We start from the raw sequence: 15,285 nt of genomic DNA on the forward strand, positions 1-15,285 counted from the left end.
TATCAAATTAAGCCCTTATGCAAGGGTCATTTGTCCTGCATAGAGGATAAAAAAACGCAAACATAGCACGCCCACTAAGCCTAAGCAAGCCACCCATAACATAAAGCCTTTTCGGTGTTTGAGCTGAGGATTCGCTATGGCATTGAGCAATAAAGGTAACACCAACCCCACGCCAACAACGCCAATCCAAAACACGTTTGCCCAGAATCCCCCAGAAAGTGCGGTATGAAATGCAACTGTTTTTTGTCCCCCACCTAAATACAAACCAATAAAGAAAGCGGCGAGTAAGAAAAGCTCAATGAACATCACGGGTTGCTCAAATTTATGCAAAAAACCTAACGAGGCAGAATGCGTCTTTTCTTTGGTGAATAACAAGGTGCAAACAATCAATGCTGCAATCCCTGAGGAGGTTCCCGATGCTAAAAATAAAATCGGTAACACAGGGTTATTTAACATCGGGTAGCTGATCAATGCGGATAATAAAAAGCCCGTATATGCCCCTAATAAAACCGAGAAAAGGAGCAACATGATCTCAATGAAACCTGTCAGTTTGCTGGCAAAGGCAATGCACTGATTCACAAAGCCCAAAGGTTTGGCATATTTCTCAATGACGTGGGCGACAAGTTGCTGGAAAATAATCGCCAACCAGAGCAGTAAACAAGCCATGTACACTTGGAATAACATCACCCCCATCGACATAATGGAAGTAGAACTGTAATTGAACATTAAATACCAGAATGTCCAAGGTTTGGTTAAATGAAAAATCAAAATCACCAACCCCAGTGTGATACTTAATGGGGCTAAAAATGCCGTACAGCGAATTACATTATTCTGTGCAGGATCCTCACCCGCTAAGCCCGCCCGTTTTAATAAGACCGCTAACATGGTAGCACCAGCAGAAATCCCCAATAAAAACAAATAAATGGCGATAGTGTGATCCCATACTAAAGACGGGAAATGAAATGGACTGTTCATCGTCTTAGCTCCCCTCTTTTGGCTGGTACATGATAAAGTTGCGGATCAGTGCCTAACTCCACTTTGGTGCGATACACTTGTTGCTCGTGGATTTTTTGCGAAATGTCACTGTTTGGATCATTCAGATCACCAAACGTCAAGGCATTAGTTGGGCAAGATTCCACACAAGCAGGTAATTTGCCTTTGGCTAAATTGGTGTCACGGCAGAAATTACATTTATCCGCCGATTTATGTATTGGATGAATGAATCGAACACGATATGGACAAACCGCAATACAATATTGACAGCCGACACAAAGATCTTTGTGCACATCCACAATGCCTGTTTCTTTATCCACAAAAGACGCCCCAGTTGGGCAAACGTGCACACAAGGTGCATTATGGCAATGCTGACAAGAGTGGCGGAAAAATTCATATTCTGTATTAGGAAATTCACCGTAAGGCTCGCTACGGATAATCTCCAAACGAGACACCCCTTCTGGGACGTGATTGGTTTCACGGCATGCCTCCATACAAGCGGTACAGCCGATACAAGCGGTTTCATCATGTAACATGGCATAACGAATCGGTTTTTTGGTCTCGCTAGCAGGCTGTGCCACTGATTTCATTGATGTTCCCGTCATCAGGATTAACGCCCCCATGCCAGAAACAAAGTTTCGACGTGAGCAAGCTGTCATGGTGTATCCTTTTGTTGTGGGGCATAAATATGTGGTGCTTGTAAATGAGCTCGACGTTTTTGTTGCTCACCATGACAATCCACGCAAAGTTTCACTTGGTCTTTTTTCGTGATACCCGACATTTTATCTTGTGCAGGATGCAAGGTATGGCAACTTGCACAAGGTAATTTCATGGCATGAACATCATGTGCCCACAAAGTTTCGCGTAATTTTTTCGGTTGGTGGCAAGCAAAACAAACCTGATTTTGTTCTTCCACAGTAAACATAGGTTTTTCATCACTGAAAATATTGCCACGAAAACGCATGACATCTTTCACTCCACGACGGTGATCTTCAGAAATATTGCCATGACAGCTCACACAGGTGATCGGTTTTCCTGTATTCGGATTTTTTTCAGATAAGTGGGTGCCGTGAAATTTACCAAAATGAAAGACGCCGCCTGATTGGCTATTATTGGCATCTAATTTATGGCATTTTGCACAATATTGGTTAGGATCACGCTGATGCTCTAACGTTGGCTCATACGTGAATTGGCTCACCTCATGACCTTTTAGCTTATCTGCCTGTGCAACCGCACCGATACAAAAAGCCATTACGCCGAGGGTGATCGCTATTCCTTGTTTGATTAGGGAATGTAAGCTCATATGTAGTACCTCAAAATTCGTGTTAAAAGCACCGCACTTTCTTTCCTGTTTGAATCCTTAGTGCTTAAAAGTGCGGTCGTTTTTGACAAAGTTTCTGTTATTTCTCTGCGGGCAATAAGCCTTTGGCTCGTGCCTCTTTATCCCATTGAGGAACCACAGTTTTGAGGAATTCTGCTTTTGCCTTACGTTCTTTTTCAATATCCACGCCTGTTGCTTTCCACGCTTTTTCAGCGGTTGAAATATCAGGCACTGCCACAGGATCCGTGATGCCGTGTTTTGCTAAAACACGCACTAATTTCGTTCTCGCCTCCGTGGATTTATCTAACCCTGTGCCAATCACTTTCAGTATCACATCAGGTGCATGGATATGACCACCATGCCCTGCGGCGGCGTAGTCCCAACGCCATTGAGCATGACGAATATCTTGCAATGCCGCTTGCATTTCTTCTTTGCTTGCACCGGCTTCCCAAGCGGCTTTCGCTTCAAAATGGGCTGCGACAAGTTGATCTTCAAGGCGTAACATTACTTCTTTAATTTCCGTTTTACGGGATTTCACCATGGCTTGTAAACGTTCCTTGCTTTGGTCATGACAGTTTGCACAAGTCTGTTCAAAGGCATTGAATGGGTTACCAATTTGATGATCGGTATAGACTTTACCGTCTGCCCCCTGCACTTTTGGCATGTGACAATCAATACAGGTCACCCCGTTTTTACCATGCACACCTAACATCCAGGTTTCATAATCTGGGTGCTGGGCTTTTAACATTGGGGCTTTGGAAATGGCATGTGTCCAGTCCACAAAACCAATATCATCGTAATATTTTTCCATGGCATCTACGGTAATGCCGTTATCCCACGGGAAGGTAACTTGTTTTAAATCGCCTGCGAAATAGTATTCCACATGGCAATTCGCACAAAGTGCCGCACGTTGATCGGTTCTGTCAGAAGTGTCAAATTTATGGTCAATTTTTTCCAATGCACGTAACACGTAAGGACGTGCAATACGTAATGCAGGTTTGCCTTCAGCAAAGTCTTTTGAGGTGGTGTCATGACAGTCCGCACAGCCAATCGGGTTCACAATTTCACCCCCACCGCTTGCCCATTTGGCACCGAAATACCCCGCTTCACCACGCTCTGCAATTAAGCGAGGCACATCAGGGCTTTTGCAAGACCAGCATGCCATTGGCATCGGGCCGGCATCTGGTGTCATCGGTGCACCCGTACGCAAAATTTCTCTCACATCTGTGACGGCATAAAAATGTCCACGGGGCTTTTTATAATCTTTCGCAAAGGCATAACCTGCCCATAACACCACCACACGCGGATCTTCATAGTTGACGGAATCACGTTCCGTTGATTTTGAGGTATCTGCCCAAGTTTGATATTGTTTTGGAAATTTGTCTTTGAACAGATCGTTACGAGATTCAATTTTTAAATGAGGATTTGCTGGCTCAACAGGTTGAGCGATCGGTTTATACTCTGCCATCACGGAAAATGAGGCTGAAATCCCCCATGCCATGGTTGTCGCAACGAGTAGGCGTTTTTTCAATGTCTTCACGATTTTCACTCCATATAAAAAAGGTTCTACTTAAACTGATGGGTAGAATCCATTTCAATCATCACAATAAATCCGCCCTATTTGTTAATGAGAATTTTTCTCATAAAAAACAAATCACTAGCAGATAAGAAAGAAAATTCCTTACGCATAAAAAATAACAAATAACATTCACTATTGCTCAGGTATTTCACGGTTTTTTGCTTTGGATCAAATTTTGTATTACAGAATGAAATTCCGTTTAATTTTGTAGCATATATATACCTACAAATAGGTATTAAAATAACACTAACTCATTAAATTTAAAGACAGTTATACCGAAAATCGAAAAATAGAGAGAAATACCTATTAATGGGTATTAATTTTTCCATGCTACACAAAATGAGAATAATTCTTATCAAAAAAGACTAAATAAGCAATTTGATTAAACTGATAAAATTATTCTCAAATGATATTTTGAAGGGAGAAAAATATGGCGTGAACAGCCTGTGAAATGCATTATCTACAGTGAATAAAAAAAGGCCATTGAAAATAGGAAGAGATGTCCTGTTTCAATGCCCTTTTTCATGTTTCGGTTTATCCGCTTAGTGGGGTGAGTTATCCTTCATGCCGATAAAGGCTAGCACAAACAACACGCCCTAACATGGATAATGCAGAATGTTTATAATCTTTCGTCAATTTAAGGTTGTTGACAGTGATTGGGGAAGGTTCGCCTTCTCCCCAAAATTCGGAATAATAGGTGGTAGAAAGCTGTTCTAAGGTTTGAGTATCACAGTTCACACGATGCTTTTTCCGTAAAGATTTAGCATATAACTTGAGGTTATCAGGGTAAACGTGCTGGCTTTTTTCGAGATTGACCACCACATCAAAATCAATCAAATAAGGTTGAACAGGGGATTTCATCACCCTATTGCCATCAATAAAATGCTGTGGGGCTTGTTGTAAACGAACAAACCCTGATTTAATTAAAGTCGGCACATTGAGGGAAATTGCGTCTGGGGCTTTTGGCGGTTCAGGCGGAGGCGGCACACAACCTGTTAAAATAACAACACTTAAACTAAGGATCCAAAGTAATTTTTCCATGTTCACTCCTCGTGATATCCTTTTACGCAGGGGAAGAATAGGTGATTTTTTGCCCCATTCTAACCAGTTCAATTCAACAAAAAAAGTGTTTTATTTATCAATTTGATAAAATTCAGCAAAACAAGAAAAAATTGTAAAGCAAACTATCGCAAACGTTTGCTTAGGCATGGTACAATTCGCCAGATTTTGTATTTCATCTCCAATTTAATTATAGGGAACAATCGTGAGTAAACAATCATTAAGTTACAAAGATGCGGGTGTCGATATTAATGCAGGTAATGCATTAGTCGAAAAAATCAAAGCCGATGTAAAACGTACAACACGTCCAGAGGTTATTGGTGGTTTGGGAGGATTTGGTGCATTGTGTGCCATTCCGACAAAATATAAAGAACCTATTTTAGTTTCTGGTACTGATGGCGTGGGGACAAAATTACGTCTTGCCATTGATCTTCATCGCCACGATAGCATTGGTATTGATTTAGTCGCGATGTGTGTGAATGACTTAGTGGTACAAGGGGCGGAGCCATTGTTCTTCCTTGATTATTATGCCACGGGAAAATTAGACGTTGAGGTTGCCGCAAGTGTCATTAAAGGCATTGCCAATGGTTGCGAACAATCAGGCTGTGCTCTTGTCGGGGGTGAAACCGCTGAAATGCCTGGCATGTATCATGCTGGGGATTATGACTTGGCTGGTTTTTGCGTGGGGGTTGTGGAAAAATCTGAAATTATTGACGGTAGCCAAGTTAAAATTGGTGATGCATTAATCGCATTAGGATCTAGCGGTCCTCATTCCAATGGTTATTCTTTAATTCGTAAAGTCATTGATGTGGCGGGTGTGAATCCAGCTGAAGAGCAACTGGATGGAAAAGCCCTTGCGGATCATGTTCTTGCCCCAACTAAAATTTATGTCAAATCGATTCTTCAACTGATTAAACATGCTGATGTGCATGCCATTTCACATTTGACAGGTGGCGGTTTCTGGGAAAATATTCCTCGTGTATTACCAAAACATGTTAAAGCCGTCATTAATGAGAAAAGCTGGACATGGCCATCTATTTTCACATGGCTACAAGAAAAAGGGCATATTGATACCCATGAAATGTACCGCACATTTAACTGCGGTGTGGGCATGGTGATCGCCTTACCACAAGAAGATGTGGATACAGCCATCGCACTATTACAGCAAATGGGCGAAAATGCGTGGTTGATTGGTCATATTGAGCACGCCGATGAAGGCGAAGAACAAGTGATTATTCGCTAATGAAAAAAATTGTTGTTTTAGTGTCAGGTTATGGCAGTAATTTACAGGCACTTATTGATGCCTGCCATGCTGGGCAGATTGCTGGGGAAATTGTTGCGGTAATCAGTAATAAAGCCGATGCTTATGCATTAGAACGTGCGAAAAGTGCGGGTATTTCTAGCCATGTTTTTTTGCGTAAGCATTTTGCCAGCAATCAAGCAATGGACGAGCAAATTGGTGATTATATTCAAGCACTCAATGCGGATCTTATCGTTTTAGCAGGGTATATGAAAATTTTAACTGCGGAATTCACTCAACGGTTTGCGGGCAAAATTCTCAATGTTCATCCTTCTCTTTTACCCAAGTATCCAGGTTTGAATACCTATCAACAAGCCTTAGAGGCTGGGGAAAAAGAACATGGCACAACCGTTCATTTTGTGAATGAAGAAGTGGATGGTGGAGCGGTGATTTTGCAGGCGAAAGTCCCTATTTTTACGGGCGATCGCATTGAAGACATTGAAGAACGTGTCAAAACCCAAGAAGCTCAGATTTATCCTTTAGTGGTGAAATGGTTTGTGGAAGATCGTTTAACACTTATTAATGAAGACGCGTTCCTTGATGGTAAAAAATTACCCCCTCAAGGGTACGCAATGGAAAATTAATCGTTTAAAAAAAGTGCGGTCTGTTTTCAGACCGTTTTTTTATGCTCAAAAAATATTAAATTAGGCACGATGCGAACTATCAATTTGAGCAATTATGTTTTAGAATTTGACGATTTTATTTTTCGCATATGTAAAAGGAGCATACGATGAAATTAGTCGAAGTACAGCATCCGCTAGTCAAACACAAATTAGGTTTAATGCGTTCTGCCGATATTAATACTAAACAATTTCGTGAATTAGCCACTGAGGTGGGAAGCCTGTTAACCTATGAAGCGACAGCAGATTTAGAAACCGAAAAAGTGATTATTGACGGTTGGTGCGGTCCTGTCGAAATTGACCGAATTAAAGGTAAAAAAGTCACAGTGGTGCCCATTTTACGTGCGGGATTAGGCATGATGGATGGAGTATTAGAGCATGTTCCAAGTGCACGTATTAGTGTGGTGGGAATCTACCGCAATGAAGAAACCCTCGAACCTGTTCCTTACTTCCAAAAACTGGCAAGTGATTTAACTGAACGTTTAGCCATTGTGGTTGATCCGATGCTTGCCACCGGTGGATCGATGATTGCGACTATCGATCTGTTAAAAGAAAAAGGCTGTAAACAAATCAAAGTGTTAGTTTTAGTTGCTGCCCCAGAAGGGATTAAAGCCCTTGAAGCCGCACACCCTGATATTGAGTTATATACCGCCTCTATTGATAGCCACTTAAATGAATATGGCTACATTATCCCAGGTCTTGGTGATGCAGGTGATAAAATTTTTGGCACAAAATAAGTCTAACGTGAGCGGCATTCAATGCCGTTTTTTTCCGTTCAATTTATAGCCGTTATAATTTGTGGCATCACATATACTATAAAATGAAAAGTTAATTCAGACAGAGAGTTGAAACTTAAATGACAAATGAAAACCAAACCCTTTCTATGGATCAAAGTCATGCCAAACAAGCCTTTGTGGGCTTACAAATGTTATTTGTAGCATTTGGTGCATTGGTACTTGTTCCCCTTATTACTGGACTTAATCCGAATACTGCCCTATTAACCGCAGGCATTGGTACGTTGTTATTCCAACTTTGTACCGGTCGCCAAGTGCCTATTTTCCTTGCATCCTCTTTTGCCTTTATTGCACCAATTCAATATGGCGTGGCAACTTGGGGAATCGCCACCACTATGGGCGGCTTAATGTTCACGGGGTTAGTTTATTTTGCACTCAGTACCTTAGTAAAATTAAAAGGTGCAGGGGCATTACAAAAAGTCTTCCCACCCGTGGTGGTAGGTCCTGTCATTATTATTATCGGTATGGGATTAGCTCCCGTTGCGGTGGACATGGCATTGGGGAAAAACAGTGCTTACCAATATAATGATGCCGTTTTAGTCTCCATGGTCACCTTACTCACCACCTTAAGTGTGGCGGTATTTGCCAAAGGGATGATGAAATTAATTCCTATTATGTTCGGCATTACAGTGGGTTATATTCTGTGTTTATTTTTAGGATTAATCGATTTTCAGCCTGTCATCAATGCCCCTTGGTTCAGTCTGCCAGAAATTAGCACGCCTGAATTTAAACTTGAAGCAATCTTATATTTATTACCCATCGCAATTGCACCCGCAGTCGAACACGTAGGTGGGATCATGGCGATTAGCTCTGTCACAGGGAAAGATTTCCTACAAAAACCTGGCTTACATCGCACACTATTAGGTGACGGGATTGCAACCAGTGCGGCATCGTTCTTAGGGGGGCCTCCGAATACGACTTATGCAGAAGTCACTGGTGCGGTGATGCTTACACGCAACTTTAATCCTAAAATCATGACATGGGCAGCCGTTTGGGCAATTGCCATTTCTTTCTGCGGAAAAGTAGGTGCCTTCTTATCCACCATTCCAACGATTGTGATGGGCGGAATTATGATGCTAGTCTTTGGTTCCATTGCGGTGGTGGGCATGAGTACCCTTATCCGTGGTAAAGTGGATGTGACAGAAGCCCGTAACCTTTGTATTATCTCAGTGGTTATGACATTTGGTATCGGGGGTATGTTTGTCAACTTTGGTGAAATCTCATTAAAAGGGATTAGCCTATGTGCTGTCGTGGCGATTTTATTAAATTTAATCTTGCCAAAAGCTAAAAACGCACCACTCGAAGAAAATCAATAGGATAAAATAAGGGTTAAGCCTTGCTTAACCCTTCCTTTTTCGTTTATTCTTGTTCTTCTTTTTATACATTAATAGGTCTTTTTTTGTTAGAGAATTTCCAATTACCACTCCCAATTCATCAACTTGATGATGAAACATTGGATAACTTTTTTCCCGACAATAATTTATTGTTGCTTAATTCTCTGCATAAAAATTTTGCTTCCCCTGAACAACAATTTTTCTATATTTGGGGTGAACAAAGCAGTGGGAAAAGCCACTTGCTCAAGGCGATCTCCAATCATTTTTTCTTACAACAACGTCCTGCGATTTATGTTCCACTGGAGAAATCTTGTTATTTCTCACCTGCGGTATTAGAAAATTTAGAATATCAGCATGTGGTCTGTTTAGATGATTTACAGGCGGTGATTGGTCATGATGAATGGGAATTAGCCATTTTTGATCTTTTCAATCGCATTAAAGAAGTGGGAAAAACATTGTTGCTAATTAGTGCGAATCTTTCACCGAGTGCGATTCCTGTTAAACTCCCAGACTTAGCCTCTCGCCTACGTTGGGGGGAAATTTACCAGCTTAATCCCCTTAATGATGCACAAAAAATCCATGTATTACAGCAAAATGCAAAGCGACGTGGCATTGAATTGCCCGATGAAACCGCAAATTTCTTACTCAAACGTTTAGCCAGAGATATGCAAACGTTATTTAATGCCCTCACCGCACTGGATCAGGCATCCTTGCAAGCTCAGCGTAAACTCACCATTCCTTTCGTCAAAGAAATTCTGAATTTATAAAAAAAATACCGCACTTTTTACAGTACGGTATTGTTTCATTTAATACCAACGGTTGTAGTGATAACCGACACTTGGCACAAGTACCACATTGGGTCTTGTCATCACGCCGTCTGTTTTTTTCTTTTCTTGATAATCGCTTGCATTAAGTGGTGATTCAACCGCAGTTGAATACGCCTGTTTTTGATGAGCTGGCACCGTATCCCCCGTTAACACCTTGTGTTGATATTCTTCGAGGGTTTTATGATCCAAAACAACTGGTTCAATTGGCTGTTTTGCAGAACAAGCAAACAGCAATATGAAACTCAATGCGAAAAGAATCTTTTTCATAGGACACCTCCGTTATTTACAGATGATCTTCGATAACATTTTTGAATGTTTTTGAATATTTTTATCTGCAAGGGCTTTGCCATGTAAACGCTCTTGCGCTTGGACTTTTTTAGCTAAGTCTGGATCATGAATATAGAAGACGGGCACATATTGCATATCTTTAGGATCATTTTTCGCAGACACTTTTGCTGTGGCAATATTGGTATAATAATCCTCTTTTGTAGCGGGTTGCACGTAATAAGTTGTGGCGTCGGTGACATCAACGCCATTATCACGCATAAAGCCATAACAAATCCCCCCACCAGACTCAAAAATAGTGTGCGAAGATTTATTTTCATTCATTTCATAGACTTCAAATTCAATGCTGTTACCTAATGCATTTGCATCTTTGGCGTTAGTAGTTGGGTTGAGTTTTCTTGTTGCGAGACGATTTACATAAGTCACATTATTTGAATTTTCTGCGGTGTGTTGAGCGGGTTGCTCTGTCATCGTGGTAAATTCATCTTTGAACTGATCCACCGTATCTTCAGAAATACGAACAGTAAAGGCGTGAGTGTGAGTGGCTAAAGAGAGTAAAACGCAGCTCAAGCATCCGAATATTTTAAAAGACATTCTCATTTCCTTGGTTTCATATCACGGGAAGAACATCGGGTTCTTGAAAACGTAACACATTGTCTTGTTCAAGGGGCGATAGAATAGGATGAGGCTTTCTATGTGCTTGACAGAAAATGGATGACCTTATCAAGGTAAAACCCCCGAAAAGCTAAATGCCTTAAACCACAGGCTTTGGGTTGGGTCAGTAATGAGGAAATTAAGAACCCCCTTTCTCACGGATTGTCATCGTTGAAATAACAATTGCGTTTATGGTTATTTCACGCTGTACGGGAGGTTTCTTCGATGATTTCTGCACAACGTCTTGGTGTAAACCTATTCTGATTATGGGTGAGCAGAATTCTTATCAACATCTCATCAATACGCCTATATCCACAGTCGGAAAATTGACGTAATGTCCTTCAAATGACCCGAGTCAATCTTATATTTACTTTCAAAGATAAGTAAAGCGGTCGAATCATACCAAAGGTGGAACGAAAAAAACAAGGCTTTTACGCCTCGAAAATCCAGCTGAATGCTGACACTATGCAAAATATTTTTCTTGCCTCTGTCTTTACAAGGCTTAGTCCAAGGATTTTTCAATTGAGAGGGGGCAACGCTGAAGAAAGGCTGTCGCTAAAAATCGGATGATTGGGCGATGACTTGAAAAGAAAATCTTCTGCCTACATGAACACCATGTAGGCAATAAGATTGGTTGAGTTATTGAGGTTTAGTGAGTGGCGGTTGTTTCTGCATCTCTTGTTTCTCATGAGAGGCTCTGGCAGATTCAATGCTTCGCTGAATCAAGGCTTGTCTTGGATCACCTTCAGGCAATAAACGTAACATCATTGCCCAAGTCACCGCCGCCATTTTGTAATCTTCAACTTCAAAATAGCGAAAGGCAAGTAACCCCAGTGCTTCCAAATTTCCATGATCTTGACGAATCACCGCTTTCAACAATTCATCCCCTTTTGCTTTATCTGCCTGATCCTCTGAAAACATCAAGATTCGAGCATAGGATAATTGATATTCAAGGTTATCGGGAGCCAGTTTATTCGCTCTTGCATAGCTATCTAAAGCCAGTTGTGCTTTGTTGCTATTCATGGCAATTTGACCAAGCAACCACCAACCTTGTGCATCCTCGGGGGATTTTTGTAAATGCAAACGCAATGCGGTGGAAAATTGCTGCAATTCTGTGTCAGTTAAAGGATTGGCTTTCTCATCCTTCAAGCGTTCATAAAAGTGCGGTAGTTTTTGGTAAGTTTTTTCTAACATGCCTTCTGCATGCCAAGATCCCACCGTTAAGTAAAACAATGTCGATAGAATCGCAAGGCACAAAAACCCCGAAAAAAACCATAATGTGCCATAATTTTTTTGTGCATGCTGCACGGTTTTTTGTGTTTCGGGAATATCTTCCAGTAAGGATTGTTGAAGCTCTTGTTTTAACTGCTTGGCATTGCTTAATAAACCTTGTGCTTCATCTCGCTCAAGTTCTGCTACACGTTGAAAATAAAGTGCTTTATTTAATTCATCACGCTGAATGGCTCGTGCCATTTGTGATTTTTTCCGTTGAATAATAAGCGGATAAAAACAAATCAATGCCACAATAAAGGTCAACAACAATACACTTAACCAAAAACTCATTATGCTTTCTCTTCTAATATTTTTTTCAAACGCTCTAATTCTTCAGGACTTAGCGGCTCTTCCACCTTTTCTTTTGCTTTGGCTTTACGACGAAAAACAAGAAATAGTCCGCCTGCCACTAACAAAACAGGCACTAACCATAATGCCAAGGTTAAGGGGGTTACAGGAGGATTGTAGGTCACAAAATGACCGTAACGTTCCACCATATATTTCACCACCTCTTCTTTTGAGTGCCCCTCTTGTAATAACTCAAACACTTTTTGACGCATATCGACTGCAATCGTCGCATTAGAGTCCGCAATATTGTTATTTTGACATTGAGGGCAACGCAATTCTTGCGTTAATGCATGATAGTCGCTCTCTTGTTGCGGGGAGCTAAAATTCAATGCATCAATCGCTGCAAAACTTGAAATGCTGAACAACAATGTCAAAAGTGCGGTCAATTTTTTCATTATCTTATCTCTATTAATTTCTGATAAACGGGTTCTAATTTCTCACGCCAGACTTTATCATTCACATCACCTGCATAGCGATAATGAATTATACCTTTTCCATCGATCACAAAAGTCTCTGGCGCACCATACACCCCTAAATCCAAGCCGAAAGAACCTTTCTCATCCATTAAGACGACTTGATAGGGGTTGCCTAAATTGGTCAGCCATTGTACAGCATTTTGTGATTTATCTTTGTAGTTTAAACCAATGATTGTGATACCCTGTTCTGATAATGTATTGAGATATTGATGTTCGGCGTAACAAGTTGGACACCATGTCGCCCACACATTCAGCAATATTGGTTTGCCTTGTTGGAATAGCCTCACGTCGTAAGGCTTATTCTCAAATAAATCAAACAATTTTTTCTGCGGTACGGATTTTCCCACTAAGGCGGATTCTAATGCTTTAGGATCATCTCCCTGAGCATTACGCAGTAATTGTACAGCAAAAGTGATCATTAAAATAATGAATAATATCAAAGGTAAATAAAGTTTTTTATTCATAGGCACCCTTTTTCTTTAATAAGTGAGCAAAGCGATAACGACGATCGAACAGGCAAAGCAAGCCACCTAATGCCATAAAGACACCGCCAAACCAAATCCAACGAATAAAAGGTTTGTAATATAAACGTAGTGCCCAAGAGTCGTCACCTAAGTGCTCACCTAAGGCAACATAAATATCTCGACGTAATCCCCAATCAATGGCGGCTTCCGTCATCGACATTTTACTCACGGTATAAAAACGTTTTTCCGCAAATAATACGGCTTCCACTTTCCCATTGTGGGTAATATCCACCTGTGCCTGTCCGCCCACATAGTTCGGGCCGTTTGCTTCAGTAATGCCTTGGAATGTAAACTGATAATCGGCAATCTGTACAGAATCGCCCACCTTCATTCTGACATCACGTTCAATACTGTAATTTTGGCTAAACGCAATTCCCCAAACGGACATCGCCACCCCTAAATGAGCAAGCACCATGCCCCAATGTGAACGAGACAGTTTCGTAAGCCCCACCCAAAAAGAAGAACGATGGGTTGCTCGCTGCTGCAATTCATACAGATTTAATAGCACAATGAAAACCGCCATCATCACACCTAGAACGGCACTCACCGTCATGCGATCTTGTAGCCAATATGGCAGAGCAAAACCTGCAATTAACATCAACAGTAGGCTGACCACAAAAGGAACACGAATCGCAGAAAACACATCACGACGCCATTTTATTAAAGGACCGACGCCCAACAATAAGGAAAATGGAATCATAATGATTAAAAACATTTGATCAAAAAACGGTGCCCCCACTGAAATCGTGCCTAGCCCCAATTGTTTATGCACTAATGGCAATAATGTGCCTAAAAAGACAACCGAAAGTGCGGTCATTAATAAAATATTATTAAGCAATAACGCACTTTCTCGAGAATAACGCTCGGCATTATCACGTGAACGGATTTGACTCCCTTTATAAGCATATAAAGCAAGGGATCCCCCGATGACCACGATCAAATAAGCTAAAATATATAATCCACGAGTCGGATCAGAAGCAAAAGCATGTACGGACACTAAAATCCCTGAACGCACAAGGAAAGTGCCTAATAAGCATAAAGAGAAGGCTAAAATGGCCAACAAAACTGTCCAAGCTTTAAATGACCCTCGCTTTTCGGTGACGGCTAAAGAATGTAGTAAGGCGGTTCCTGCTAGCCATGGCATTAATGAGGCATTTTCAACAGGATCCCAAAACCACCAGCCGCCCCAACCTAGCTCGTAATAAGCCCACCAAGAGCCTAATACAATCCCTAAGGTTAAAAAGACCCAAGCAGCCATGGTCCAAGGTCGAGACCACCTTGCCCATGCGGTATCCAGTTTTCCTGTCATGAGTGAGGCAATGGCAAAGGCAAATGCCACAGAAAAGCCCACATAGCCCATATACAATAGTGGTGGGTGGAAAATCAGTCCGATATCTTGTAATAACGGATTCAGTTCTTTGCCATCCACAGGAAAATCAGGAAAAGTGCGATCAAATGGATTAGAGGTAAACAGCACAAAAAGCAAGAAACCAATGCTGATGATCCCCATAATTCCCAATACCCGTGCCACGGCTTCTTGTGGTAACTGTTTGCTGAAGAACGCCACCGCCGCACCCCATAAGGTAAGAAGCCAGATCCAAAGTAATAATGACCCCTCATGCGATCCCCACACCGCAGAAAGGCGATAATACAACGGCAGTTGGGTATTTGAGTTATTCACAATGTATTGAACGGAAAAATCATTCACCGCAAATAAATAAAACAAGGCGACAAATGCCACGCTTAAACTGATAAATAAGCCATAAGTCATCGGGCGAGCCAATGACATTAACTGTGCATGCCCTTTTTCAGCCCCCCATAAAGGGAAAATGGCGACCAGTATGGCAATGGCAAGACTTAAGGCTAAGGCATAATTTCCTAATTCAGCAATCATTGTTG

General features: G+C 41.3%; 16 protein-coding genes. 5 read left to right on the plus strand and 11 right to left on the minus strand.

Translation table 11 applies throughout. From position 1 onward, the window contains the following. Window positions 1–15: 15 nt before the first annotated feature. The 5 genes from nrfD to ACPEEM_RS06775 all read right to left on the minus strand — a co-directional run bounded on the left by nrfD (window position 16) and on the right by ACPEEM_RS06775 (window position 4,934). Window positions 16–975 carry a cytochrome c nitrite reductase subunit NrfD gene (gene nrfD / locus ACPEEM_RS06755; RefSeq protein WP_424404664.1) on the minus strand — a complete coding sequence of 320 codons (960 nt, stop codon included), beginning with the start codon at window positions 973–975 and terminating at the stop codon, window positions 16–18. Continuing rightward, window positions 972–1,652 carry a cytochrome c nitrite reductase Fe-S protein gene (nrfC, locus tag ACPEEM_RS06760; RefSeq protein WP_424401432.1) on the minus strand — a complete coding sequence of 227 codons (681 nt, stop codon included), beginning with the start codon at window positions 1,650–1,652 and terminating at the stop codon, window positions 972–974. Before nrfC ends, nrfD begins: the two co-directional genes overlap by 4 nt. Further along, window positions 1,649–2,296, minus strand: a complete 648-nt coding sequence (gene nrfB / locus ACPEEM_RS06765; RefSeq protein WP_424401434.1) for a cytochrome c nitrite reductase pentaheme subunit — start codon at window positions 2,294–2,296, stop codon at window positions 1,649–1,651. Before nrfB ends, nrfC begins: the two co-directional genes overlap by 4 nt. Before the next feature lie 97 nt (window positions 2,297–2,393). Beyond that, window positions 2,394–3,854, minus strand: coding sequence for an ammonia-forming nitrite reductase cytochrome c552 subunit (nrfA, locus tag ACPEEM_RS06770; protein WP_424406424.1), 1,461 nt, complete (start codon window positions 3,852–3,854; stop codon window positions 2,394–2,396). 594 nt (window positions 3,855–4,448) lie between these two features. Next, entirely contained in the window at window positions 4,449–4,934 is a 486-nt protein-coding gene (locus ACPEEM_RS06775) for a surface-adhesin E family protein (RefSeq protein ID WP_424401438.1), read from the minus strand. Between the two features lie 223 nt (window positions 4,935–5,157). Here ACPEEM_RS06775 and purM point away from each other — a divergent pair, with 223 nt between their 5' ends. From purM to hda, 5 genes are all read left to right on the plus strand, one after another. Beyond that, a complete protein-coding gene (gene purM, locus ACPEEM_RS06780; RefSeq protein ID WP_424401440.1) occupies window positions 5,158–6,195 on the plus strand; it encodes a phosphoribosylformylglycinamidine cyclo-ligase in 1,038 nt (345 codons plus the stop codon). After that, a complete protein-coding gene (purN, locus tag ACPEEM_RS06785) occupies window positions 6,195–6,836 on the plus strand; it encodes a phosphoribosylglycinamide formyltransferase (RefSeq protein ID WP_424401442.1) in 642 nt (213 codons plus the stop codon). Before purM ends, purN begins: the two co-directional genes overlap by 1 nt. Before the next feature lie 146 nt (window positions 6,837–6,982). Further along, window positions 6,983–7,609 carry a uracil phosphoribosyltransferase gene (gene upp, locus ACPEEM_RS06790; protein ID WP_424401444.1) on the plus strand — a complete coding sequence of 209 codons (627 nt, stop codon included), beginning with the start codon at window positions 6,983–6,985 and terminating at the stop codon, window positions 7,607–7,609. A gap of 119 nt (window positions 7,610–7,728) precedes the next feature. After that, the gene (locus ACPEEM_RS06795; RefSeq protein WP_424406426.1) at window positions 7,729–8,982 is read left to right on the plus strand and encodes a nucleobase:cation symporter-2 family protein; all 1,254 of its coding nucleotides are present in this window, start codon (window positions 7,729–7,731) and stop codon (window positions 8,980–8,982) included. A gap of 83 nt (window positions 8,983–9,065) precedes the next feature. Next, entirely contained in the window at window positions 9,066–9,767 is a 702-nt protein-coding gene (hda, locus tag ACPEEM_RS06800) for a DnaA inactivator Hda (protein ID WP_424401448.1), read from the plus strand. A 39-nt stretch (window positions 9,768–9,806) separates the two neighbouring features. Here the strand turns inward: hda and ACPEEM_RS06805 are convergent, their stop codons facing one another. The 6 genes from ACPEEM_RS06805 to ACPEEM_RS06830 form a co-directional block, all read right to left on the minus strand. Beyond that, the gene (locus ACPEEM_RS06805) at window positions 9,807–10,094 is read right to left on the minus strand and encodes a hypothetical protein (RefSeq protein WP_424401449.1); all 288 of its coding nucleotides are present in this window, start codon (window positions 10,092–10,094) and stop codon (window positions 9,807–9,809) included. A 12-nt stretch (window positions 10,095–10,106) separates the two neighbouring features. Beyond that, window positions 10,107–10,706 (minus strand): hypothetical protein, encoded by a 600-nt coding sequence (locus tag ACPEEM_RS06810; RefSeq protein ID WP_424401451.1) that lies wholly within the window; start codon window positions 10,704–10,706, stop codon window positions 10,107–10,109. 699 nt (window positions 10,707–11,405) lie between these two features. Next, window positions 11,406–12,329 (minus strand): c-type cytochrome biogenesis protein CcmI, encoded by a 924-nt coding sequence (ccmI, locus tag ACPEEM_RS06815; RefSeq protein WP_424406428.1) that lies wholly within the window; start codon window positions 12,327–12,329, stop codon window positions 11,406–11,408. Then, entirely contained in the window at window positions 12,329–12,781 is a 453-nt protein-coding gene (locus ACPEEM_RS06820; protein WP_424404668.1) for a cytochrome c-type biogenesis protein, read from the minus strand. Before ACPEEM_RS06820 ends, ccmI begins: the two co-directional genes overlap by 1 nt. After that, a complete protein-coding gene (locus ACPEEM_RS06825; RefSeq protein WP_424401456.1) occupies window positions 12,781–13,326 on the minus strand; it encodes a DsbE family thiol:disulfide interchange protein in 546 nt (181 codons plus the stop codon). Before ACPEEM_RS06825 ends, ACPEEM_RS06820 begins: the two co-directional genes overlap by 1 nt. After that, entirely contained in the window at window positions 13,319–15,280 is a 1,962-nt protein-coding gene (locus ACPEEM_RS06830; RefSeq protein ID WP_424401458.1) for a heme lyase CcmF/NrfE family subunit, read from the minus strand. Before ACPEEM_RS06830 ends, ACPEEM_RS06825 begins: the two co-directional genes overlap by 8 nt. Between the last annotated feature and the right edge of the window lie 5 nt (window positions 15,281–15,285).

This window comes from Pasteurella pantherarum (genome assembly GCF_049670885.1).
In the GTDB taxonomy this organism is placed as follows: Bacteria; Pseudomonadota; Gammaproteobacteria; order Enterobacterales; family Pasteurellaceae; genus Pasteurella.

Bases quoted from the DNA above. Each gene is read 5' to 3' on its own strand.
- nrfD (WP_424404664.1), bottom strand. From the start codon at position 975: ATGAACAGTCCATTTCATTTCCCGTCTTTAGTATGGGATCACACTATC.
- nrfC (WP_424401432.1), bottom strand. From the start codon at position 1,652: ATGACAGCTTGCTCACGTCGAAACTTTGTTTCTGGCATGGGGGCGTTA.
- nrfB (WP_424401434.1), bottom strand. From the start codon at position 2,296: ATGAGCTTACATTCCCTAATCAAACAAGGAATAGCGATCACCCTCGGC.
- ACPEEM_RS06775 (WP_424401438.1), bottom strand. From the start codon at position 4,934: ATGGAAAAATTACTTTGGATCCTTAGTTTAAGTGTTGTTATTTTAACA.
- purN (WP_424401442.1), top strand. From the start codon at position 6,195: ATGAAAAAAATTGTTGTTTTAGTGTCAGGTTATGGCAGTAATTTACAG.
- upp (WP_424401444.1), top strand. From the start codon at position 6,983: ATGAAATTAGTCGAAGTACAGCATCCGCTAGTCAAACACAAATTAGGT.
- ACPEEM_RS06795 (WP_424406426.1), top strand. From the start codon at position 7,729: ATGACAAATGAAAACCAAACCCTTTCTATGGATCAAAGTCATGCCAAA.
- ACPEEM_RS06805 (WP_424401449.1), bottom strand. From the start codon at position 10,094: ATGAAAAAGATTCTTTTCGCATTGAGTTTCATATTGCTGTTTGCTTGT.
- ACPEEM_RS06810 (WP_424401451.1), bottom strand. From the start codon at position 10,706: ATGTCTTTTAAAATATTCGGATGCTTGAGCTGCGTTTTACTCTCTTTA.
- ccmI (WP_424406428.1), bottom strand. From the start codon at position 12,329: ATGAGTTTTTGGTTAAGTGTATTGTTGTTGACCTTTATTGTGGCATTG.
- ACPEEM_RS06820 (WP_424404668.1), bottom strand. From the start codon at position 12,781: ATGAAAAAATTGACCGCACTTTTGACATTGTTGTTCAGCATTTCAAGT.
- ACPEEM_RS06825 (WP_424401456.1), bottom strand. From the start codon at position 13,326: ATGAATAAAAAACTTTATTTACCTTTGATATTATTCATTATTTTAATG.
- ACPEEM_RS06830 (WP_424401458.1), bottom strand. From the start codon at position 15,280: ATGATTGCTGAATTAGGAAATTATGCCTTAGCCTTAAGTCTTGCCATT.